Origin of the sequence: Pseudomonas sp. UBA5706 (genome assembly GCF_002419965.1) — a bacterium.
Classification (GTDB): Bacteria; Pseudomonadota; Gammaproteobacteria; order Pseudomonadales; family Pseudomonadaceae; genus Aquipseudomonas.
The window spans coordinates 176,742-196,455 of sequence record NZ_DIHC01000016.1; the positions used below are offsets into that span (position 1 = coordinate 176,742).

The 19,714-nt window shown below is 60.2% G+C and carries 18 protein-coding genes and 1 pseudogene; 10 read left to right on the forward strand and 9 right to left on the reverse strand.

Annotated elements, in window-relative coordinates:
• Positions 1-53 precede the first annotated feature (53 nt).
• The 5 genes from B3I26_RS08860 to araH all read left to right on the forward strand — a co-directional run bounded on the left by B3I26_RS08860 (position 54) and on the right by araH (position 5,526).
• The gene (locus B3I26_RS08860) at positions 54-749 is read left to right on the forward strand and encodes a FadR/GntR family transcriptional regulator (RefSeq protein ID WP_296257115.1); all 696 of its coding nucleotides are present in this window, start codon (positions 54-56) and stop codon (positions 747-749) included.
• Between the two features lie 71 nt (positions 750-820).
• A complete protein-coding gene (locus B3I26_RS08865; protein WP_296257118.1) occupies positions 821-1,699 on the forward strand; it encodes an SMP-30/gluconolactonase/LRE family protein in 879 nt (292 codons plus the stop codon).
• Positions 1,700-1,885: 186 nt separating this feature from the next.
• Positions 1,886-2,890 carry a substrate-binding domain-containing protein gene (locus B3I26_RS08870; RefSeq protein ID WP_296257120.1) on the forward strand — a complete coding sequence of 335 codons (1,005 nt, stop codon included), beginning with the start codon at positions 1,886-1,888 and terminating at the stop codon, positions 2,888-2,890.
• A 105-nt stretch (positions 2,891-2,995) separates the two neighbouring features.
• The gene (gene araG, locus B3I26_RS08875; RefSeq protein ID WP_296257123.1) at positions 2,996-4,522 is read left to right on the forward strand and encodes an L-arabinose ABC transporter ATP-binding protein AraG; all 1,527 of its coding nucleotides are present in this window, start codon (positions 2,996-2,998) and stop codon (positions 4,520-4,522) included.
• 38 nt (positions 4,523-4,560) lie between these two features.
• Entirely contained in the window at positions 4,561-5,526 is a 966-nt protein-coding gene (araH, locus tag B3I26_RS08880; RefSeq protein ID WP_296257125.1) for an L-arabinose ABC transporter permease AraH, read from the forward strand.
• 155 nt (positions 5,527-5,681) lie between these two features.
• Here araH and B3I26_RS08885 read toward each other — a convergent pair whose 3' ends face one another.
• The 5 genes from B3I26_RS08885 to B3I26_RS08905 all read right to left on the reverse strand — a co-directional run bounded on the left by B3I26_RS08885 (position 5,682) and on the right by B3I26_RS08905 (position 9,989).
• A complete protein-coding gene (locus B3I26_RS08885) occupies positions 5,682-6,146 on the reverse strand; it encodes a helix-turn-helix domain-containing protein (RefSeq protein WP_296257479.1) in 465 nt (154 codons plus the stop codon).
• A gap of 331 nt (positions 6,147-6,477) precedes the next feature.
• On the reverse strand, positions 6,478-7,095 hold the full coding sequence (locus B3I26_RS08890; RefSeq protein ID WP_296257127.1) for a PqiC family protein: 618 nt from the start codon (positions 7,093-7,095) through the stop codon (positions 6,478-6,480).
• On the reverse strand, positions 7,092-8,774 hold the full coding sequence (locus tag B3I26_RS08895) for an intermembrane transport protein PqiB (RefSeq protein WP_296257130.1): 1,683 nt from the start codon (positions 8,772-8,774) through the stop codon (positions 7,092-7,094). The genes B3I26_RS08890 and B3I26_RS08895 overlap by 4 nt, the downstream gene beginning before the upstream one ends.
• A complete protein-coding gene (locus B3I26_RS08900) occupies positions 8,764-9,381 on the reverse strand; it encodes a paraquat-inducible protein A (RefSeq protein ID WP_296257131.1) in 618 nt (205 codons plus the stop codon). Before B3I26_RS08900 ends, B3I26_RS08895 begins: the two co-directional genes overlap by 11 nt.
• A complete protein-coding gene (locus B3I26_RS08905) occupies positions 9,378-9,989 on the reverse strand; it encodes a paraquat-inducible protein A (RefSeq protein ID WP_296257480.1) in 612 nt (203 codons plus the stop codon). The genes B3I26_RS08900 and B3I26_RS08905 overlap by 4 nt, the downstream gene beginning before the upstream one ends.
• A 559-nt stretch (positions 9,990-10,548) precedes the next feature.
• Here B3I26_RS08905 and B3I26_RS28685 point away from each other — a divergent pair.
• The 3 genes and pseudogenes from B3I26_RS28685 to B3I26_RS08915 form a co-directional block, all read left to right on the forward strand.
• Positions 10,549-10,715, forward strand: a pseudogene (locus B3I26_RS28685) (mandelate racemase); the annotation flags it as partial.
• 148 nt (positions 10,716-10,863) lie between these two features.
• Entirely contained in the window at positions 10,864-11,217 is a 354-nt protein-coding gene (locus B3I26_RS08910; RefSeq protein ID WP_296257133.1) for an SPOR domain-containing protein, read from the forward strand.
• Between the two features lie 98 nt (positions 11,218-11,315).
• On the forward strand, positions 11,316-11,810 hold the full coding sequence (locus B3I26_RS08915) for a hypothetical protein (protein WP_296257135.1): 495 nt from the start codon (positions 11,316-11,318) through the stop codon (positions 11,808-11,810).
• A 174-nt stretch (positions 11,811-11,984) separates the two neighbouring features.
• On the opposite strand, the gene B3I26_RS08920 is transcribed toward B3I26_RS08915, so the two are convergent.
• Positions 11,985-12,302: a DUF883 family protein gene (locus B3I26_RS08920; RefSeq protein ID WP_296257137.1), complete on the reverse strand. Its 318-nt coding sequence runs from the start codon at positions 12,300-12,302 to the stop codon at positions 11,985-11,987.
• Between the two features lie 201 nt (positions 12,303-12,503).
• Between B3I26_RS08920 and B3I26_RS08925 the strand changes: the two genes are divergently transcribed.
• Positions 12,504-12,761, forward strand: a complete 258-nt coding sequence (locus B3I26_RS08925) for a hypothetical protein (RefSeq protein WP_296257138.1) — start codon at positions 12,504-12,506, stop codon at positions 12,759-12,761.
• A gap of 191 nt (positions 12,762-12,952) precedes the next feature.
• Here B3I26_RS08925 and B3I26_RS08930 read toward each other — a convergent pair whose 3' ends face one another.
• A complete protein-coding gene (locus B3I26_RS08930; RefSeq protein ID WP_296257140.1) occupies positions 12,953-15,562 on the reverse strand; it encodes a response regulator in 2,610 nt (869 codons plus the stop codon).
• 441 nt (positions 15,563-16,003) lie between these two features.
• Here B3I26_RS08930 and B3I26_RS08935 point away from each other — a divergent pair, with 441 nt between their 5' ends.
• Positions 16,004-17,293, forward strand: a complete 1,290-nt coding sequence (locus B3I26_RS08935) for a GGDEF domain-containing response regulator (protein ID WP_296257481.1) — start codon at positions 16,004-16,006, stop codon at positions 17,291-17,293.
• A 41-nt stretch (positions 17,294-17,334) separates the two neighbouring features.
• Here B3I26_RS08935 and B3I26_RS08940 read toward each other — a convergent pair whose 3' ends face one another.
• Both B3I26_RS08940 and B3I26_RS08945 read right to left on the reverse strand, forming a co-directional pair.
• The gene (locus B3I26_RS08940) at positions 17,335-17,814 is read right to left on the reverse strand and encodes an LEA type 2 family protein (protein WP_296257482.1); all 480 of its coding nucleotides are present in this window, start codon (positions 17,812-17,814) and stop codon (positions 17,335-17,337) included.
• Between the two features lie 106 nt (positions 17,815-17,920).
• Entirely contained in the window at positions 17,921-19,357 is a 1,437-nt protein-coding gene (locus tag B3I26_RS08945; protein WP_296257142.1) for a nucleobase:cation symporter-2 family protein, read from the reverse strand.
• Positions 19,358-19,714 lie beyond the last annotated feature (357 nt).

Sequence of the window (19,714 nt, forward strand, 5' to 3'; positions counted from 1 at the left end):
GTATGATGATTAGCCTCGGACCCGCGCAGAACACTGCAGGAAGGGGCGGACGGATGAGCAATAGTTTTCACGCGTCGACAGTAGACCGGCTTGGCGCCTGGATTGCTCAAGGCACTGTTGCGCCCGGGCAATCACTGAAGGTAGAAGCAGCATTGGGCGAGGAGTTCGGTGTTAGTCGCACCGTCATTCGCGAGGCTATCAAGACCTTGGTAGCCAAGGGTCTGCTGGAAGTCGGGCCAAAGGTTGGCACTCGTGTGTTGCCGGTGCGCAGTTGGAATCTGTTCGACCCTCAGGTGGTCGGCTGGTTGGCGGCCAAAGGGTTGCCTGAGAGCTTCGTCGTGGACCTGCTGGATTTGCGTCGCGCCATTGAGCCCATGGCAGTGCGATGGGCCTGCGAAAGGGCCAGTCCCGAGCAGATTGCCGAGATCCAGGCGGCCTATGAGCAACTGGCCGCGTGCGTGGCGAACAAGGGCGATTACAACGACGCCGACCAGCGTTTTCATGAGGCGGTGCTGGCGGCCAGTCACAACCAGTTCATCGAGCAGATGCTGCCGGCGTTGGGCGCGTTATTGGCGATTTCCTTCGAGGTGTCATCGGCGGTGCCAGGCGAGCTGGGCAGGACGCTGCCGTTGCACAAGGACCTGGCCGATGCCGTTGCGACCCGCGATGCAGCGCGGGGCGTTTGGGCTTGCATGAGCCTGATCGAAAATGCCGCAGAGGTGATTTCTCGCTCGCGGGTCCAGCAGTAAACGGTCAGGCATCCGCAGCGACAGGTACTCGCGACATAAACCCGTACAAAAAATAAAAACAGGAACTTGCGATGAAATGGCAGCCGGTCTGTGACCTGCGATTCAAATTGGCCGAAGGGCCATTCTGGGATGATGTTCATCAAGGCCTTTACTGGGTGGACATCGCTGCATTCCGCGCCCTTTGCCTGCATCAGGGGCAGGTGCGCCATTGGCAACTCAAAGAGCCGGTATCGGCCTTTATTCCTACTACTCAGGGCGATGCCCTGGTGACCCTGGCCAGTGGCGTTTATCGCCTGGATCTGGACTCTGCCGCCGAAGAGCCTGCGCTTTCGCTGCTGTGTGTGGCCGATCCCGTTGCGGGCAACCGCGCGAACGAAGCCCGTTGCGATGACGCCGGCCGGCTGTGGCTGGGGAGTATGCAGAACAACCTGGATGCCGAAGGCGGCGACCTGCCGTTGGAGCGCCGTTCGGGCGGCTTGTTCCGGGTCGATGCCCAGGGCCAGGCCACGCCATTGCTCAGTGAACAGGGCATCGTCAATACGCTGCTATGGACCGACGACGGCCGTGCATTGCTAACGGCCGACAGCCTCGACGGGGTTATCTATCGATACCCGATCCACGCTCATGGGGCGCTTGGGGCGCGCGATGTCTGGGCGGCCCGGCATGAGCGCGGTACGCCCGACGGCTCGGCAATGGACGCCCAAGGTTACGTGTGGAATGCCCGTTGGGGTGGCCACTGCATCATCCGCTTTGCTCCCGATGGTGGCGTCGACCGGGTCATCGACCTGCCGCTCAGCCATCCCACCAGCTGTGTATTCGGCGGCCCGGACATGACCACCCTGTTCATCACCAGCGCCAGGCCCGCCAGCGACGCCTTGGCTCTCGACGGCGCCGTATTGCAGATGGAAACCGGGATCACGGGCCTGAACTCGCAGCGTTTTGCCGGGTGAGAAATGCGTAGGGTCAGACCCCTGGCAAAGGCCAGGTCAGGAGGTGTGACACTCGGTTACATAGGGTTCATTGATAATATGATATGAATATTTTCAGTCGCTCAGCCTGTGGTGGTCCGTCACCCGCGCTGCTTCGACACTCACTGCTGGACGCTGTAGCTAGTCAATAAAAATAAGGAGTTAGCTATGTTGAGTCGCCATGGGATTCGATCCCTGTGCTGTGCCGCCGTTGCCACCGCCATTGTCGGTATGAGTAGCGCCGTATTGGCTGCCGATCAGGTCAAGATCGGCTTCCTCGTCAAGCAAGCCGAGGAGCCCTGGTTTCAGACCGAGTGGGCCTTCGCTGAAAAAGCCGGTAAGGAACACGGTTTCGAAGTGATCAAGATCGCGGTCCCCGACGGTGAAAAAACCCTCTCCGCTATCGACAGCCTGGCGGCCAATGGCGCCAAGGGTTTCGTCATTTGCCCACCTGATGTGTCGCTTGGCCCCTCGATCGTTGCCAAAGCCAAGGCCAATGACATGAAGGTCATGGCGGTGGATGACCGCTTCGTCGATGCCAAGGGCAAATTTATGGAGGACGTACCGTACCTGGGTATGGCCGCCTTTGAAGTCGGCCAGAAGCAGGGCGCCGCGATGGCGACCGAAGCGCAGAATCGCAAGTGGGACTGGAAGGAAACCTACGCGATCATTAACACCTACAACGAACTGGACACCGGCAAGAAACGCACCGACGGTTCGGTCGATGCGCTCAAGAAAGCCGGTCTGCCGGAAGACCACATCCTGTTTACCCCGCAGAAAACCCTCGACGTGCCGGGCAGCATGGACGCCACCAACGCGGCCTTGCCTAAACTGCCAAGTGGCGCGAAAAATCTGATCGTTGGCGGCATGAACGACAACACCGTGCTCGGCGGCGTGCGCGCGACCGCAGGCGCCGGTTTTGCTCCGGCTAATGTGATCGGCATCGGTATCAACGGCACCGACGCCATCGACGAACTGAAGAAAAAGGAAAGCGGCTTCTTCGGTTCGATGCTGCCAAGCCCCGACAAAGAGGGTTACAACACCGCCCTGCAAATGTACGAGTGGGTCAAGGACGGCAAGGAACCACCGAAGTACACCGCGATGGACGACGTGACCCTGATCACTCGCGCCAACTTCAAGGACGTGCTGACCAAGATCGGTCTGTACAAGTAAGCCACGGCGCACATCGGGCCAGTCTGGCCAGACCTGATCGGCCAGACTGGCATCAGCAAGGGCCTCGCTCCACACCGTTCGGGTGGGGCGAGGAGGAGGTGGTTCATGCAACAGGCATCGATTCAGCAACAGCTGTCCGGCGGCAGCCTGCGCTTCAACGGGATCGGCAAGACCTTTCCCGGTGTGAAGGCGCTGTCGGACATTACTTTCCAAGCTCGGCCAGGCAGCGTACATGCATTGATGGGCGAGAACGGCGCGGGCAAATCGACGCTGCTCAAAGTGCTTGGCGGTTCGTATCAGCCCAACAGTGGCGACCTGCAAATCGGCGATCAGCATTTGGCGTTCAGATCCACCGCCGACAGCATCGCCGCAGGTGTCGCCGTGATTCACCAGGAGCTGCATCTGGTGCCGGAAATGTCAGTGGCGGAAAACCTGCTGCTCGGCCACATGCCCAATCGCTTCGGGATGGTCAATCGGCGCGCCATGGTCCGCCGTGCCCGCGATCTGCTCAAGGGGCTGGCAGACGAAATCGACCCCAATACCCGTCTGGGCGATCTGTCACTGGGCCAGCGGCAACTGGTGGAAATCGCCAAGGCCATGTCCCGCAATGCCCACGTCATCGCGTTCGACGAGCCGACCAGCAGCCTCTCGGCTCGGGAAATCGATCGTCTGATGGAGATTATCGTCAAGCTGCGAGACGAGGGGCGGGTGATCCTTTATGTGTCCCACCGCATGGAAGAGATCTTTCGCGTTTGCGATGCGGTGACCGTGTTCAAGGACGGTCGCTTCGTTCGCACCTTCGACGACATGGCCGACCTCGACCATGATCGTCTGGTCACTTGCATGGTCGGGCGCGACATCCAGGACATCTACAATTATCGACCCCGGCAGCATCAGGGTCCAAGCCTGCGCGTGACCGGGCTGCTGGGGCCCGGCCTTCAGGAACCGGTGAGTTTCGCGGTCGAGAAAGGCGAGGTGTTGGGATTTTTCGGGTTGGTCGGCGCCGGTCGTACCGAGCTGTTTCGTCTTTTGTCGGGTTTGACCCGCAGCCAGGCAGGCACGCTGCAGCTCGATGGCAAACCGCTGAATCTGCGTTCGCCACGGGATGCGATTTCTGCTGGTGTCCTGCTGTGCCCTGAAGATCGCAAAAAGGAAGGCATCGTGCCGCTGTCCAGCGTCGCCGAGAACATCAACATCGGCGCGCGCCCCCGGCATGTGCACTTGGGCTGCCTGATACAAGGTCGCTGGGAGCGCGACAACGCTAACCACCAGATCCGCGCGATGAACGTCAAGACGCCTTCGCCCGAGCAGCAGATGCTGTTTCTTTCCGGGGGTAATCAGCAGAAGGCCATTCTGGGCCGCTGGTTGTCGATGCCGATGAAGGTCTTGCTGCTCGACGAACCGACTCGTGGCATCGATATCGGCGCCAAGTCCGAGATCTACCAGATCATCCACAACCTCGCTGCCGACGGTATCGCAGTGATCGTGGTGTCCAGCGACCTGATGGAGGTGATGGGGATTTCCGACCGCATTCTGGTCATGAGCGAGGGTGCCATCACCGGCGAGCTCTCTCGCGAAGAGGCCAATGAACAACGATTGCTGCAGTTGGCATTGCCGCGCACGCGCGGATGATAACGGGTCACCCAGTGAAAAATAAAAACGAGGTGCGTATGTCTACCGAAACCAGCCTGACGGCTCCCCGTCAGGGCATGAATGTGCGTCGATTTTTCGACGATTGGGCCATGCTCCTGGCCGCACTTGGCATTTTCGTGCTCTGTGCCTTGCTTATCGACAATTTCATGTCACCCCTGAACATGCGCGGCCTTGGGCTGGCGATCTCCACGGTTGGCATTGCGGCCTGCACCATGCTGTTCTGTCTGGCGTCCGGGCATTTTGACCTTTCCGTGGGTTCGGTCCTGGCCTGCTCCGGGGTGATCGCGGCCATCGTCATTCGCGATACCGACAGTGTATTTCTCGGTGTTTGCGCGGCGTTGGCTATGGGCCTTCTGGTAGGGCTGATCAATGGCATCGTCATCGCCAAACTGCGGATCAATGCATTGATTACAACGCTGGCAACGATGCAGATCGTTCGGGGACTGGCGTACATCTTTTCCAGCGGTAAGGCCGTGGGGGTCGGCGACGAGGCGTTCTTCGTGTTTGGCAACGGCCAACTGTTCGGGGTCCCGGTGCCGATCCTGATCACCGTCGTGTGTTTCGTGTTCTTCGGCTGGCTGCTCAACTACACCACCTATGGCCGCAATTCGCTGGCAATCGGGGGTAACCAGGAAGCGGCGCTGCTGGCAGGCGTACATGTTGACCGCACCAAGATCATCATCTTTGCCGTGCACGGCCTGATCGGCGCTCTGGCGGGAGTGGTACTGGCATCGCGCATGACGTCGGGCCAGCCGATGATCGGCCAGGGTTTCGAGCTGACAGTGATATCCGCCTGCGTACTGGGTGGCGTATCACTAAGCGGCGGTATTGGCATGATTCGTCACGTCATCGCTGGCGTGCTGATTCTGGCGATCATCGAAAATGCCATGAACCTGAAAAACATCGACACCTTCTATCAATACGTCATTCGCGGCACGATCCTGTTGCTGGCGGTGATCATTGACCGGTTGAAACGGCGCTAGTGGTGCTTCCCGCTTGCGCGATCCTGTGCAGCAGGCCGAGTGGGCGGGTGGGTCGAAGGGGCGGGGCATCCTTACGTTGGGGCCGTAAAGCGCGGTCGTGACTGCGGATCATGCTCTCTTACCGCTATCGGCCCTAAACCATGGGGGAAGGTGGTCTAACTCAGCTTTGAGGTGGTGAAGATCAGGCGAACCGACGCTTGGGCCAGTTCCTGGGTTTCGGTTCTGATGGTTTCCAATTCCCGTTTGACCGTGTCATCGCTGGTGCCGCTGGCACGCAGTTCGATCATCAGGGCCATCTGGTACAGCGCGTCGATGAGTCCGTGAAGATTGCGGTGCAACTGGTGAGTCACTTTATCCAAATGCTCCTCTTTGGCCGGGTCAGGTTCCAGTACACGAGCACCCGACCTACCCGCTTCATGCAGGTGGATTCCCGTTAAGACGTAGTTGATATCGACACCTGCTTCGCTAATGCGTAACAGATAATCGGCTTTAGGGGAGCGTAGCCCGCTTTCATAATTCCCCTGCGCATTGGTTTCCACCCCACCGATGGAACCCAGCGCGCTTTGGGAGAGTTTCAGTCGATTACGCTCTTCCCGCAGTCTTTGCCCAATCCCTATCATATGTTCCTCCAATAGTGCCTCTTGTGGACATGGACAAATCAGCGGACGACCCACACATACATACGCTGCCACTTCGTGCAAGTAATTTTCCGCAGATTATCGCTCGCTCGCTTCGCAGCGGTGCGACGCAATTTGGTGCAATAACGATAGTCAATTCCAGACCCAGTGGAAACTAATCCAATCGGCTGGATCGATTTTATTATTAGGCGGCCGTATGAATGGATATTGCAAGTTGTTTCGGGCCGATCGGCATCCTGTGATCAGCTTTGGCCGTTTTCTCTGAATGCGGGGGGCAGGGACGCCGCGAGGCGACGTCCCGGGCAGGATTTCTTCAGGACGGGCAGGGCAGGTTGGTTTGCCGCGCCCATGCACCAGCCGTTCTGGCAATGGCGTCCGCCAGCGTCGATACGGCCTTCTGGTGTGCGACCACCAGGCTTTCCATGCCTATCCCTGCTGGCTGACGAATCACGCTGCTGCAGGTGATTGTTTCGCGTTTGCTGCCTTTGGTCGTACTGCGCAGGCTGAGGTTCCAAACCACGTCGATTAACGCGTAGCGGCCAAGCACCGATTCAAATCGCCGCACATCCGTTCGGATCGAAAGCACCGGGCGGTCGCTTTGCTTCGGCAGCCCCGCCAGATCGCGGGTGCCGAAGCGTCGCTCCAGTTCACCGGTCAGCGCATCGTGAAACTCATCGCCCAACGGCGCGCCCCAGCGCTCGTTCTCCAGGATGGCCAGGCTCCCATCGCCTTGGCGCACGACCAGGGGCGGTTGGTCCACCTGCACCGCCATCAGCACCGGCTGCATCTCGAACTGGAACGGTGCCTGGGCGACATTCGCAGCAGGCTGAGTCGCCGGCGCGATCAGCGTGTAGTAATGCGTCGGCGTTGACGAACACGCGCCCAGGCTCAACGCGCAGGCTAAGGCCAGTAAATGAGTACGCACAGTCATTGCACAGGCTCCGGAGCTATTTCACGGGAAGAGGACGAACCTTTGTACGAGCCGGGCGCTGCGTCGCCTGCACGGCCGCGAATCAGTGACTCGGGGTGGCGGCTGAGGAAGTCGGTCAGTACGCGAACCGAACGCGCGGTGCGTTGCACTTCACCCAATGCCTGACCCAACTGCTGACGCGCGGGCGAATCGTCGGAAAGTGTCTCGTTGGCAGCGCCCAGGGTTTTCTGCGCCTGCTGCAAGGTGCCGGTCATCTGCGGCAGTACCTGCCCGTTGACGTTCTTCATGGTCTTCTGCAGTTCGACCAGACTGCCATTGAGGTTCTTGGCCAGCTCGTCGATCGGGATCTTCCCAAGTTTGTCGACGAAGGCCTGAAGCTGCTCCTGCAACTTGTCGAAGCTGCCGCCTGTCGTCGGGATGTTCAAAGGGCGGGATTTTGGGTCATAGGCGACTTTTGGCGCTTTGGGGTCGAAATCCATGGCTACATACAGCTGCCCGGTCAACAGGTTTCCGGTGCGTATCTGAGCGCGCAGCCCGCGTTCGACAAAGCGGCCAAGGATCCGTGACGTCTGCTCCTCGGCATCACCACCGCCAGCCTGCTCCTTGAGCTTGTCGTTGGCTGCACCCAGACGCTGCGGGTAGATCACCGCGCCGACCACGCCCGGGAAGGTGCCGGTCGCTGCGTCATAGTCCAGATCCACCGACACGACACGGCCAATATTCACGCCCAGAAAGTCCACCGGGGCATTAACCACAAGGCCGCGCAGAGACTGGTTGAAGCGCATGCGGATGTATTTCGGGTCACCATCGGGCGGTGCCAGAGCGGTCGTCTGGTCCTCGAACAGCTTGAACTCGGCATTAGGCTCGGCAGGTTTGGCGTCCCGGCTGTATTTAGGTTCGCGAAAGGCGATGCCGCCGGAAACGATCGATGTCAGCGACTGAGTCGAGACTTTCAGCCCCGAGGCGCCGAGGCTCACGTCAACGCCGCTGGCGTTCCAGAAGCGCGAGTCAGTCAGCACGTACTGATCGTTAGGGGAACCGATGAAGATTTCAACGTCCACGCCCTTGCCATCCTTGGCCAGTTCGTAGGCCACGACCTGACCGACCTGGATGCGCCGAAAATAGATCGGCGAGCCAATATCCAGCGACCCGAGGTCGTCGGTGTGCAGCATGAAGCGCTTGCCCTTTTCGCCGAAGGTCACCGCCGGCGGATTCTCCAGGCCCTTGAAGTTCTTTTCGGTTTTTTCCGAGCTGCCAGCATCGGCGCCAATGAAAGCCCCCGACAATAACGTATCGACCCCGGAAACCCCATGGGCGCCGATGCGCGGGCGCACCACCCAATACTGCGAATCCGCCCGAGTGAAGGGAGCGGCCGACTGGTTCAGCTCGACGGTCGCCAGCACGTGGGTGCGATCATCGCTCAGCGAGATGTCGGTCACCGTACCGATCACTACGTTTTTGTATTTGACCTGGGTCTTCTTCGCTTCCAGCCCTTCGGCGGTCAGGAAACTGACCACCACCTTGGGACCGACGTTGAGAAAGTCATGGATGACCATCGACAGGCCAATCACACCGGCAATGATAGGGACCAGCCAGACCAGCGAAATGCGAAGCTTGCGCGCTTTGACCTGCGGTCTTGCAGGCTCCGGTGCGGAGGGGGGTAGGGCGTTATCGGACATCTTCAACCTCTGCGTCCCAGATCAACCGGGGATCGAAACTCATGGCGGCAAGCATCGTCATCACCACCACCAAACCAAAGAACAGGATGCCCAGCCGTGGCTCGATGGTGCTTAGGCCGCGGAACTGGACCAATGCCGCCACCAGGGCCACCACTAGCACGTCGAGCATCGACCAATAACCGATTAACTCGATAAAACGATAAAGCCGTGAACGCTCGCGCATCGCCCACCGGCTGCGGCGCTGGCAGGTTACCAGGAGCATTGTCAGTACCAGGAATTTGATGCAGGGCACCAACACGCTGGCAATGAAGATCAGAATCGCGATGTCCCAGGAGCCGCTTTCGGCAAACTCGATCACGCCGCTCATGATGGTGTTTTCGCTGGCGCTACCCAGCAGCGTAGTGAACATCACAGGGAGCAGGTTGGCCGGAATATAGAAAATCAGCCCGGCGATCAAGAACGCCCACGTGCGCGTCAGGCTATTGGGCTTGCGTCGATGCACTGCGGCGTCGCAGCGTGGGCATTCGTGGGCGTCCTGCGCGCAGATATAGCTGCAGATATGGCAGAGGGTAACCTTGCGTTCGTAAGCGAAGGGGATGCCGTTCATTCAGCCTCCACGCCCAGATCGTCCCACAGCCGCCGGATATCCTTACCCGCGATCAGGACGATCAGCACCATCAGCATGGCCATGGCCCAGAGGCCGACGCCGGGATGGACATCGAGCATCCCGCCCAGCTTGATGATCGCTACCAGCACCCCCAGCAGGCAAACCTCCAACATGCTCCAGGGGCGAAGGTGCTCGAGGGTGCGCATGCAGACCTTGAAACCCGGTGCTATTTCGTTGCGTCGAGCGTGGACCAGGACCCAGAACAGCAAGGCGATCTGCAGTGCCGGCGCAAGGATGATTGCAAGGCCGGCCACCAGTGCAATCAGGGTTATCTGCCCTTGCGCCAGCGCTTGCACCGACCCCCAAAGCGTCACCTGATTGTGCAGGCCCTTCATGCTGATGCTGATCACCGGAAACACATTGGCGAAGATGAACATGATGCCTGCAGCAATGCTCAGTGCCAGCATCTGATCGATGGTCATGCGCTCCCCGCGATCGAGCACGGCGGCGCAGCGCAGGCAATAGGCAGTCTCACCCTTGTCCAGAGGCTGGGCCTGGTAAAGCGAATCGCAGTGCTCGCAGATGATCCACTGTGCCGGATCGCACAGCGCCGTCGAGGTGCGCGGCGCTGGCGCCGGGGTAGAGGTGGATGTGGTCACGATAATTTGGCTTCAAGGGGCAGCGGGCGCAACGGGCGGATCGCGAAAGCAGCTACGTCGGCGCGATACGAATTCGTTTTACACAGAGTCATGAGCGGCACATTGATGAGTTCGACTGAGAGATTGACCACAATGCCATCATCTGGTTCGGTGCTGGATAAGAGAGAATGGGGAAACGTGGGAATGAAAGCACTTTTCCAGCCGCATGATCAGGCAAAGAGCCGAGCGAGTCGTTGCCGTTTGTGTCACCGCGACGACGGCGATTGTAGCGCGCCCACTCGCGCAGCGCCCGCCAAACTGACATGAACCGGCGAAAAAACGAGGGTGCTCGCCCGCAAAGTCATTCAAGTGTTGTCAGGGCTGCCGCCGAGGCCCTTAGTCGCCTGCGGCCGGGGTTGCCCAAACGTCAGCGGTAAACATCACTCAACGCCAGTCCCCGGCCTGAACAGGCGGATTTCAACGGGAATGTCCCAACGTCTCCCGTGCGCCCGCAGCAGTTTGCCACTGCCTCACCGGTAACGAATTGTACCCAAGCGTGTTTCAGCCGTTCGGCGACTGGGTCGACGGCGCTCGCGTCGAGAACGGTTACGTCGGCTTGCGGGATATCTCGGGGTGGGGTTCGAGGCCAAGTCGGCGTCGTATAGGCCGATGCGGGAGCTGGGCGAGGGCGCCTGAAATGGCGCGCTACCGCGTCGCATCGTCGCAGGTCTGGCCCGCGAGCGAGGCCTGCCGGCGGGCGCCGTCGGCGACTGGCTGGCGGGGTTACAACTCGCAGCGATGCGCGGTGGTAGACTCTCGCCACTTCAGACGAGGAGCAACACACGTGCGCAAGATGGCAATGATGGTGGCGGTATTGATGCTGGCAGGCTGCGATGGCGGCAAACCGGCAACGCCCGCGAAGGTTCCGACTGCCGATTCAGTCGCAGAAGCGCCGACTCCGGCGTCTGCCCAATGGACCATTCGTGTTCATTTGAAAGAAGCCCTGAGCGACATGACCTACTGGTTGGTCGAACACCATTACCCCTCTTACGTGGTCAAAGTCGACGGCTCGGAAGTCGTCATGATTGGACCGTTCGATTCCCAGGACAGCGCCGAAAAAGCCAAGGCCGACATTGATGCGGCATTGACCAAGGGCCATCGCCTGTCCCAGCTGCAAGTCATCGCGCCGAGGTCCTGACTGTGCGCTGACGATGTAAGGCGACACCCCGTCGTGGCTGTGCCACCCTTGGCCTCACGTGCTCGAATACTCGGGCGCGTGAACCAGGAATCGCCGCTATGGACGAAATTCAACGCCTGAGCGAGTTGCTCATCGCCAATCAGCGCTATGAAGAGCAGAAGCACCAGCGTTTCCACGATGACCTGGCGCAATGGAATGCCAGCATCGAAGCCCTCTACCAGCAGGTTGAGACGTGGCTCAAGCCTCTGGTCGACGCAGCTCAGACCTCGTTCGACTACGAGCCGCACCTGGCCCAGAGCAAGGGCTACCCTGATGAAAACTCACCCTTCAGAACCCGCCGCATGAGCTTCTACCTGAGCACTCACACCGTCGCGTTCGTGCCCGATGCCATGGGAACGAAGGGGCAGGTGAGCATTTCGGTGAGCGGGTTAAGTCTGCACGGGCAGGAGAAATACACCCTGCAACGGGAAGCAGGCAGCGGTGACTGGATGTTGAGGAAAACGGTGGGGGTCAAGGACGCCGAGCCCTTGGCGTTTACAGCGGATTACTTCGGCAAGTTGCTGCAGAGCGTGGTGCCACAGCGGCAACTGTAAGCACGCTTCGACGCTATACGTCGTGCTTGAAATGGTTTCTAGAGGGTGCGGGAATTGCTTAGGTCGCTGCAGCAGCTCAATTATCGACGTGGTTGCCTTGATGAGGCATACGCCGGTTGGTCGAGCTGCCGCAGCAGGGGCGTTAACCGATGGTTAACGCGCATTTGTGACGAATCAACGACGACCCAGCAACAGGCCTACCACCAGACCGAAGCCTGCCGAGGCCGCTACGGTCTGCCATGGATGACCGCCGATGTAGCTTTCTGTCGCTTCCACGGCCGGCTTGGTTTTCTCCCGCACGCTGCCCAGTGATTCGACAGCTTGCTTGAGCTTCTGACTCAGCTGTTGACGCACGGTTTCTGCCTCTTCGCCGACAAGCGATGCGCTGTCCTTGAGCAGTTTGTCGGACTCTTCGATAAGGGCCGCCAATTCGCTGAATGCTTGATCCTGAATCTGTTCGGCGGCGTTTTGGGCAGCAGGTTTACGAGCCATGGGATGTTCCTTTCAGTTGATGATGGCAATGACCAATGGAGTCGCAAGGACCGGGAAAAGTTGCAGCGTATTTGCAGCGGGGGCAAAAAGTGTGACGACTGTGGTCGGTCATTGGGGGCGTCCGGTGTAAGATGCTGCGGCGTGCGAGCCGGTATCCGGCTGCAGCTTCAGCATTACGTTTTTGCATACAGAGGTAACGTCATGAGTTTCAATCTGGCCAACAAGACCCTCGCTGAGCGTGCCGTGATCGAGGACGAGAAATCCCGTCTGTTCGAGCTGTGGCAGAGCAACCTGGGCAAGGCCAAGGGCGAAGCCGCCCGACTGATGGGCGAGCGTGCCAAACGAAAGGGCAAATGGTCAGAGTGGGTGCGCGCGGAGCTTGATGCCATGTCTCCGCCGGAGTACGCCAACATGGTGCGCGCAGAGGTCAACCGCCTGGTGGCTGCAGCCCGCGGTTGACGGCACCCGGTTCGCGGCGGATTCCGGTGCAAATGGTGGGGGAGAGCAACGGCCATGGCGTCGAGTTGCACCCCATCTTGCGGGGTGTAGTGAGTGCACTTACTCCCTGGATTTCCCACTGCCGCAGGTCTTGTGACAGCTGCGTGCCTACCGCCGCATCATCAAGCAGCACCTGCCAACGCTTGCGCCTCTCACCGATTCGACACCGCAGCCACTTCGTTCACCATCCCGACGAGCTGGGCGTGAGAGAAGGGTTTGGTCAGGCAGGGGACGTCGACGGTCTGTCCCGGCACTCCCTCGGCGTACCCTGACACCATGATCAGCGGCATTCCGGGAAAGCGCTGCCTAACGCTGGTAATCAGTTGCGCGCCGGTCATGTGCGGCATCGCGTGATCGGTGATCATCAGGTCGAATCGCTGCTGTTCCAGCCAGTCCAGCGCCTCGCGCGCAGAGCTTGCGGTGCGCACGCGGTGGCCCATGTCCTCAAGCATTTCTGCGGTGCTGTTCAGCACCAATTCATCGTCGTCCACGGTGAGGATATTCAACGCCGTTTGATGACTCGCGCCTTGCGCTGGTTTGTCGCTGTCGTCTTCGCTCATCGCTTTGGGCGCTGTGGTCATTGGCAGCCACATTTCGGCAGTGGTGCCGATACCCACGCCGCTGTGCAACTGCAGGGTTCCCGCGCATTGCTCAAGCAGACCGTGGACCATCGACAGCCCCAGGCCTGTACCCTGGCCGACGCCTTTGGTAGTGAAAAAGGGTTCGGTCGCTCGCTTGAGGGTTGCTTCGTCCATGCCTTCGCCCGTGTCTGTCACGCACAGGCACCAGTAGTCGCCAGGCGCAAGCCGGGTGTCTGACGGGGCAACGCTGCGCAATTTCGTCTGGATCTTGATATGGCCCTGGCCTGCCATCGAATCGCGCGCGTTAACCGCAAGATTGAGCAAAGCGGCTTCCAACTGATTGGGCTCCGTGCGCACCCAGGCGGGCATGGGCGCGGGGGTGATCTGCAATTCGATCGTCGGGCCGAGAGAACGCTGCAGCAATTCACTCATGCCGGCCACCAGTTCACCCAATTCGACGGCCTCGGTGCGCAGTTCCTGTCGGCGGGCGAACGCCAGCATGCGCGCGATCAGCGTGGCGCCACGTTCTGCGCCAGTCCTGGCGTTATCGACCAGCCGCAACAACTGCGGCTCGGCCGGCATGCGCCGACGCAACAGGTCAAGGCTGCCCAGGATGGCCATCAGCAGGTTGTTGAAGTCATGGGCGATACCGCCCGTTAGATTACCCAGCGCCTCCATTTTCTGCGCCTGCTGCAGCGCCTGTTCGGTGCGCCGGATATTGGCCTCGCTCTGGCGCAGGGCCTCGGTGCGCTCAATCACTCGTGCCTCCAGATCCAGACGAAAGCGCTCTTCGCTTTCCCTGCGCCTGGCCTCGGCGCGCACGCGCTCGATGTGTGCCCAGGAGCGCTCGGTGACTTCTGCCAGCAAGGACATTTCGTGCGCGGTCCAGCGGCGAGGGATTCGATCATGAATCGCCATCAAAGCGGTCAGCAGACCATCCTTGACCAGCGGCATGCAGATCGTAGCGGCCAGCCCCATATCCAGGAACGTCTGCGCTGCTTCGGGATCCAGCTGCGCGGCATTGTCTTCGAGAATCAGGGGCAAGCCTGCGTGAAGTTTCTTCAGCGTCAGTGCACCGAAGCTGGCCAGGCTGTAGTGGCCTACGCTGCTCGATAATTCGGCGCCGTGCCAGTCGCCGCGAATGGTGAAACCGTCCTGGTCCGGGTCCATGTCCGCATAGGCGCAGACTGCGACCTGCAGGTGCTCGCCCAACATTTGCGTAGTGATCGCCATGATTACATCGGCATCGGTGCTGCGGGCGGTTTGCTTGCCCAGTGCGTCCAGGAAATTCAGGCGGCGTTCGTTGGCCCGCAGCGTCTCTTCTGCCTCGCGGCGGGCGCTGATGTCCGTTGACGTGCCAAACCATTCGACGATCTCGCCGCGCTCGCCGAATAGAGGCACGGCCCGGGACAAGGCCCAGCCAGCGCTGCCATCGGCGCGTATCATGGGATGCTCCAGGCTCAAACTGGCCTTGTCCACGATGGCCCGTTCGATGGCTTGCCTGATTTCAGGCTGATCGGCCGGCTGGATGTAGGTCTGCAGCCAACTGTTTTGAGAGTGCGATGGTGGTTCGAGCATGCCCAGGTCGTCAGGCTGGCGCAGGAAGCTCCAGTCAGGCGATAGCCGGTACGTCACGTCGGCAGTGGCGTTGACCAGCGCCCTGAAACGCTGCTCGCTGTGCAACAGGTTGCGCGCAGCCAGCACACGTTCGGTCGTTTCCACGACAATGGCGATTACGCCAGCGGGGTTGCCGCTTTCATCGGGGACAGGGGAATAATCCAGGTCCATCCAGACCTGCTCGGGGCGCCCACGGCGATGCAGGGTCAGTTCCTGATCCTTGTAGGCCAGGGTCTTTCCGGCCAAGCCCATGCGCATGACGTTGTCGTTGAAATCCGCGACTTCCGCCCAGCCCTTGCGCACCTCCGAGCCCAACAACAGGGGATGGCGGTCGCCTGCAAAGCCGGAATAGGCATCGTTGTAGATCATGATGCCCTGTTCACCCCACAGCAGTACGATGGGGACGGGGGAAGCCAGCAGCATGGCGGTAACTGTCTTCAGGCTTTGCGGCCACGTCTCGGGGTGGCCCAGGCCGCTGGCAGTCCAGTCGTGGCGACGTATCAGCTCGCCAAGCTCACCACCGTGAAGAAATAGCAGATTATCCGCGCGGGCTTGCTGGGTCATAAGGACCGGTGTCCGATGGGCAATAAAGGGTAAGTATGTAAGAGCCTCAATGCCTTGAAAAGCTGTGCCCCAGGCCGCTTCGACATCAGGCACCAATGACCGTTCAAAAGCGCCAGCGGCTTGTGCCCCGGGCATGCCCGCATCGGCAGGTGTCGTTTCAACGTAGAACCCCGCGCTCGGGTGCGGGTTTTTGCCGTAGCGCATTTCCTGCGCCTTGGTGAACTGTGTGATCGACAACCCTTTGGCATTGCCGCAGGGCAGGCTCGCGCAGCGTTGATCAGCAGGCTGCGCTGCAACGCACAAACGCTGGCAGCACTGACCTTAATGAAAGACGCCCACCGCCCGTCAGCCACGGCTATGCTGATGCGATGCCTGTCCGAAGCGACCGGCACGGGGCTCGCTGTGGTGCGGGTGTTGAATACATGGAGGTGTACGTTGCAAGTGCAAGACGAAGGGCTGCAAATCCTGGTCGTGGATGACGAAGAAGAAAACCTGATGGAAATGCAGGAGTTGCTCGAAGAACTCGGCAGAACCATTCATTGCGCTGACTCGGGGGCCAAGGCACTGGCGTGCATGACGACCGGCAACATCGGCCTGGTGTTGATGGATGTGCAGATGCCCGGCATGGATGGTTTTGAAATCGCGCGGCGAATGCGTGCCGATCCTTCGACGCGATTCACGCCAATCATTTTTATCTCGGGCATGCGTCAGACCGACGCGGTGTTGAACCAGGGGTACACCGCCGGCGCAGTGGACTTCATGACCAAGCCGGTGCACCCGACGATGCTGCTGCATAAAGCACGTGCGCTGCTCGAGCACGATCACTACCGGCGCGGGCTGATACGAACCAGTGAGCAACTGGAGCGCGAGCGCTCGTTCAACGCTTCGATACTGCAAAACACCGCCGAGGGTATTCTCGTGGTGGGCAGCGACGGTCGCATCCAGTTCGCCAATCCGGCCATCACCCGCATGCTTGGCTGTTCCGGCGACGAGCTGCACGGTGCCATGTTGCTCGACTGGGTCGAGGTGCCTCATGAAGACGATTGGCAATCCTCGGTATGGCTGGAGCATTTGCAGAGGGGCGAGAGTCTGCGTCTTCATGATGCCAATCTGCGCGGTCGCGAGGGTCGCAGCATCCCGGTGGCCTTGTCCTGCTCGCCGCTGTCTGCAGCGTGCGATGCCATGACGCTGCTGGCGCTGGACATGTCCGCGGTGCGGGAGCTGCATCAAAAACTCGAAGTCATGACCATCACCGATGCACTCACCGGGTTGCTCAACCGGCGTGGTTTCGTGCAGGCCTTGCAGGCGGCGATCTCGCGTAATCAGCGTACCGGGCGGATGAGCGCGTTGTTGTACCTTGACCTGGATGGCTTCAAGCAGATCAACGACCAGTTCGGTCATGAGCGGGGCGACGAGGCGTTGCGTTGGGTCAGCGGCCAGTTGCAGGCGTGCCTTAGACCCTACGACCGTCTGGCGCGAATTGGCGGTGACGAGTTCACGGTCATCATCGAAGGCGTCGATGGCACCGACGATGCCGCGGCCGTAGCCGACAAGCTGATCGCGCAGGTGTCTGCCGATCAGGCCAGCTTTCGGCTAGGGGCAAGTGTGGGCATCGCGTGCCTGCCAAACGATGGAGTTGACGTGGAGGAGCTGATGCGCGCTGCCGATTCGGCAATGTATGACGCCAAGCGTCGGGGCAAGGGTCAGTACCGCTTCGCGACCAGCGTCTGAGGGTTGCTCGCTGCCGGCTTGCAGCCGGACAGGGCGGGCAGTTACCAGTTGCCGCTGACCGGTTGCGGCAGGCTCAGGGTGCCACTGTCGGAAAAGCGCATGGTGCCAAACAGGCCCCCAGCAAGCTTGCCGTGCAGTTCATAGGGCAGATTGTCCAGGCTTTGCGCCTCTGTCAGCCCTACTGCCTGACGCAGCGCGGCGAAGGCTGAAACGGTGACCGGCACCATCAGCACGCCTTCGGAAAATCGGTTGATCGTGCCCTTCTGATCGCTGACCCCGGAGGCCAGAAGCTTGCCGTTGACGTCCAGGTTCAGCGCCACGCCGTCATAAGGAATGTCCGTATCGTTGGGGTTCTGCAGCCGCAGCTTGACGGCGAGGCGGATCTCCAGGTCCTGGCCTGGCAACGGCTCGATGCCTACCACATTGATATTCAGCGGGTCGCGGTTGGGCAACAGCGCGCAGGCGCTCAACGCCAAAATGAACAGGCATGCGAGCAGGTAGCGAATCGGGCGTAACGGCATCATGGTGCTCCGGTTGCCAGGGCAGGCGGGAGAAGGCCCCCGCCTGGTAAACCTGACGATTCAACTGTGCGACCACGTGGCTGAAGAGAGGTTCTGTCGCGGGGCCTTACGCTGGATCCTGCAACACCTTGACGGTTGAGGCTTCCGGGTCGAATTCGCTGACCTCTGCCTCGGTTTCCATGGCCTCCTCGGGCAGGAAGATATTGAGCAAAATCGCGCAGAACGCGCCGACCGTGATCGGCGATTCGAAAATGTTGTGCAGCGCCTTGGGCAGCTCGCGCAGCACTTCCGGCACGGCAGCCACGCCCAGGCCCATGCCCAGGGAGATCGCCACGATCAGCATGTTGCGTCGATGCAGCCCGGCCTCGGAAAGAATCTTGATTCCGGCCACCGCCACCGTGCCGAACATGATCAGCGTAGCGCCGCCCAGCACCGGCTTGGGCATCAGTTGCAACACGGCGCCGATGATTGGAAACAGCCCCAGCAGCACCAGAATCCCGGCAATGAAGAACGCCACAAAGCGACTCGCCACGCCAGTCAGTTGAATCACCCCGTTGTTCTGGGCGAAGGTCACCATCGGCAAGCTGTTGAAGGTCGCGGCGATCGCCGAATTGAGTCCGTCTGCCAGCAGACCGGACCTGATTCGGCGGATGTACACCGGCCCACTGACCGGCTGCTGGGAGATCATCGAGTTTGCGGTCAGGTCGCCGGCCGCTTCCAGGGGCGAAACCAGGAAGATCACAGCAATCGGAATGAATGCCAGCAGATCGAACGAGAAGCCGTACTTGAACGGTACCGGGATGCTCATTACCGGCACCTGCGGCATGTGCGCGAAATCCACCCGACCCATGTACCAGGCCACCAGGAAGCCCAGGGTCAGCCCGATGATGATTGCGCTCAGACGCAGCAGCGGGATGTTGAAACGATTGAGGACGACAATCGTAACCAGCACCAGCGCAGCCAGCCCAAGATTGGCTGCCGACCCCAAGTCTGGCGCGCCGAATCCGCCGGCCATGTCGGTCATCGCCACCTTGAGCAGCGACAGGCCCATCAAGGTGATGATGGTGCCCGTGACCACCGGAGTGATCAACTTGCGCAGCTTGCCGATGAATTGGCTCAAGACCACCTCGACAAAGGCTGCGCAAAAGCACACCCCGAAGATGGTCGAGAGGATTTCATCGGTGCCGCCGCCGCGGCTTTTTACCAGGAAACCGGCGCTGAGGATCACGCTGAGGAAGGAAAAGCTGGTGCCTTGCAGGCACAGCAACCCCGAGCCGATGGGGCCAAAACGCTTGGCCTGGACAAAAGTACCCAGGCCTGAGACGAACAGCGCCATGCTGATCAGGTAGGGCACCTCGCTGTCGAGGCCCAGCACGCTGCCAACGATGAGGGTCGGCGTAATGATGCCGACGAAGCTGGCCAGAACGTGCTGCAACGCGGCAAAGAGAGCGGCGGTGAAGTGCGGGCGGTCGTTCAGCCCGTAGATCAGATCGGTATTTTTCGCGAGCGGGCGCGATGGGGAAACGCTTTGCGGGGTGGTCATGGTTAGCCTGCCAATTGTTGTTATTCGGTCATGGGCTTTGCGATTGACATTACACCGGCCTGTATACAAAAGCTGTCTGCAAGGTCAGGTTTTTCGACTGTACAACATGTGGCCACAACTAAGCACAATTTATTTAAAAGTTGTGTACAGAAAATTGGCATGAGCAAGGGCTAGGCGTAGGGGAAAGGGCGCGCAGAATGCCAGAAAATACTTCGCGGGTCAGCGATAGCGGCTTATTCTGTTGCCTCTGAACCTTGCAATGCGAGTGGGCGTCCAAGGGTTGCTCAGGGTCGGAGCGGTGAGCCTCATGGGCTCGCGTGGCCTCGCAGATGTTCGACGAACAGGTTTCGACAGGGA

Excerpts from the sequence above, each read along its gene's own strand:
- B3I26_RS08895 (WP_296257130.1), bottom strand. The coding sequence starts at position 8,774 with ATGTCCGATAACGCCCTACCCCCCTCCGCACCGGAGCCTGCAAGACCG.
- B3I26_RS08890 (WP_296257127.1), bottom strand. The coding sequence starts at position 7,095 with ATGACTGTGCGTACTCATTTACTGGCCTTAGCCTGCGCGTTGAGCCTG.
- B3I26_RS08925 (WP_296257138.1), top strand. The coding sequence starts at position 12,504 with ATGAGTTTCAATCTGGCCAACAAGACCCTCGCTGAGCGTGCCGTGATC.
- B3I26_RS08870 (WP_296257120.1), top strand. The coding sequence starts at position 1,886 with ATGTTGAGTCGCCATGGGATTCGATCCCTGTGCTGTGCCGCCGTTGCC.
- B3I26_RS08920 (WP_296257137.1), bottom strand. The coding sequence starts at position 12,302 with ATGGCTCGTAAACCTGCTGCCCAAAACGCCGCCGAACAGATTCAGGAT.
- B3I26_RS08900 (WP_296257131.1), bottom strand. The coding sequence starts at position 9,381 with ATGAACGGCATCCCCTTCGCTTACGAACGCAAGGTTACCCTCTGCCAT.
- B3I26_RS08885 (WP_296257479.1), bottom strand. The coding sequence starts at position 6,146 with ATGATAGGGATTGGGCAAAGACTGCGGGAAGAGCGTAATCGACTGAAA.
- B3I26_RS08945 (WP_296257142.1), bottom strand. The coding sequence starts at position 19,357 with ATGACCACCCCGCAAAGCGTTTCCCCATCGCGCCCGCTCGCGAAAAAT.
- araG (WP_296257123.1), top strand. The coding sequence starts at position 2,996 with ATGCAACAGGCATCGATTCAGCAACAGCTGTCCGGCGGCAGCCTGCGC.
- B3I26_RS08915 (WP_296257135.1), top strand. The coding sequence starts at position 11,316 with ATGGACGAAATTCAACGCCTGAGCGAGTTGCTCATCGCCAATCAGCGC.
- B3I26_RS08865 (WP_296257118.1), top strand. The coding sequence starts at position 821 with ATGAAATGGCAGCCGGTCTGTGACCTGCGATTCAAATTGGCCGAAGGG.
- B3I26_RS08930 (WP_296257140.1), bottom strand. The coding sequence starts at position 15,562 with ATGACCCAGCAAGCCCGCGCGGATAATCTGCTATTTCTTCACGGTGGT.
- araH (WP_296257125.1), top strand. The coding sequence starts at position 4,561 with ATGTCTACCGAAACCAGCCTGACGGCTCCCCGTCAGGGCATGAATGTG.
- B3I26_RS08860 (WP_296257115.1), top strand. The coding sequence starts at position 54 with ATGAGCAATAGTTTTCACGCGTCGACAGTAGACCGGCTTGGCGCCTGG.
- B3I26_RS08940 (WP_296257482.1), bottom strand. The coding sequence starts at position 17,814 with ATGCCGTTACGCCCGATTCGCTACCTGCTCGCATGCCTGTTCATTTTG.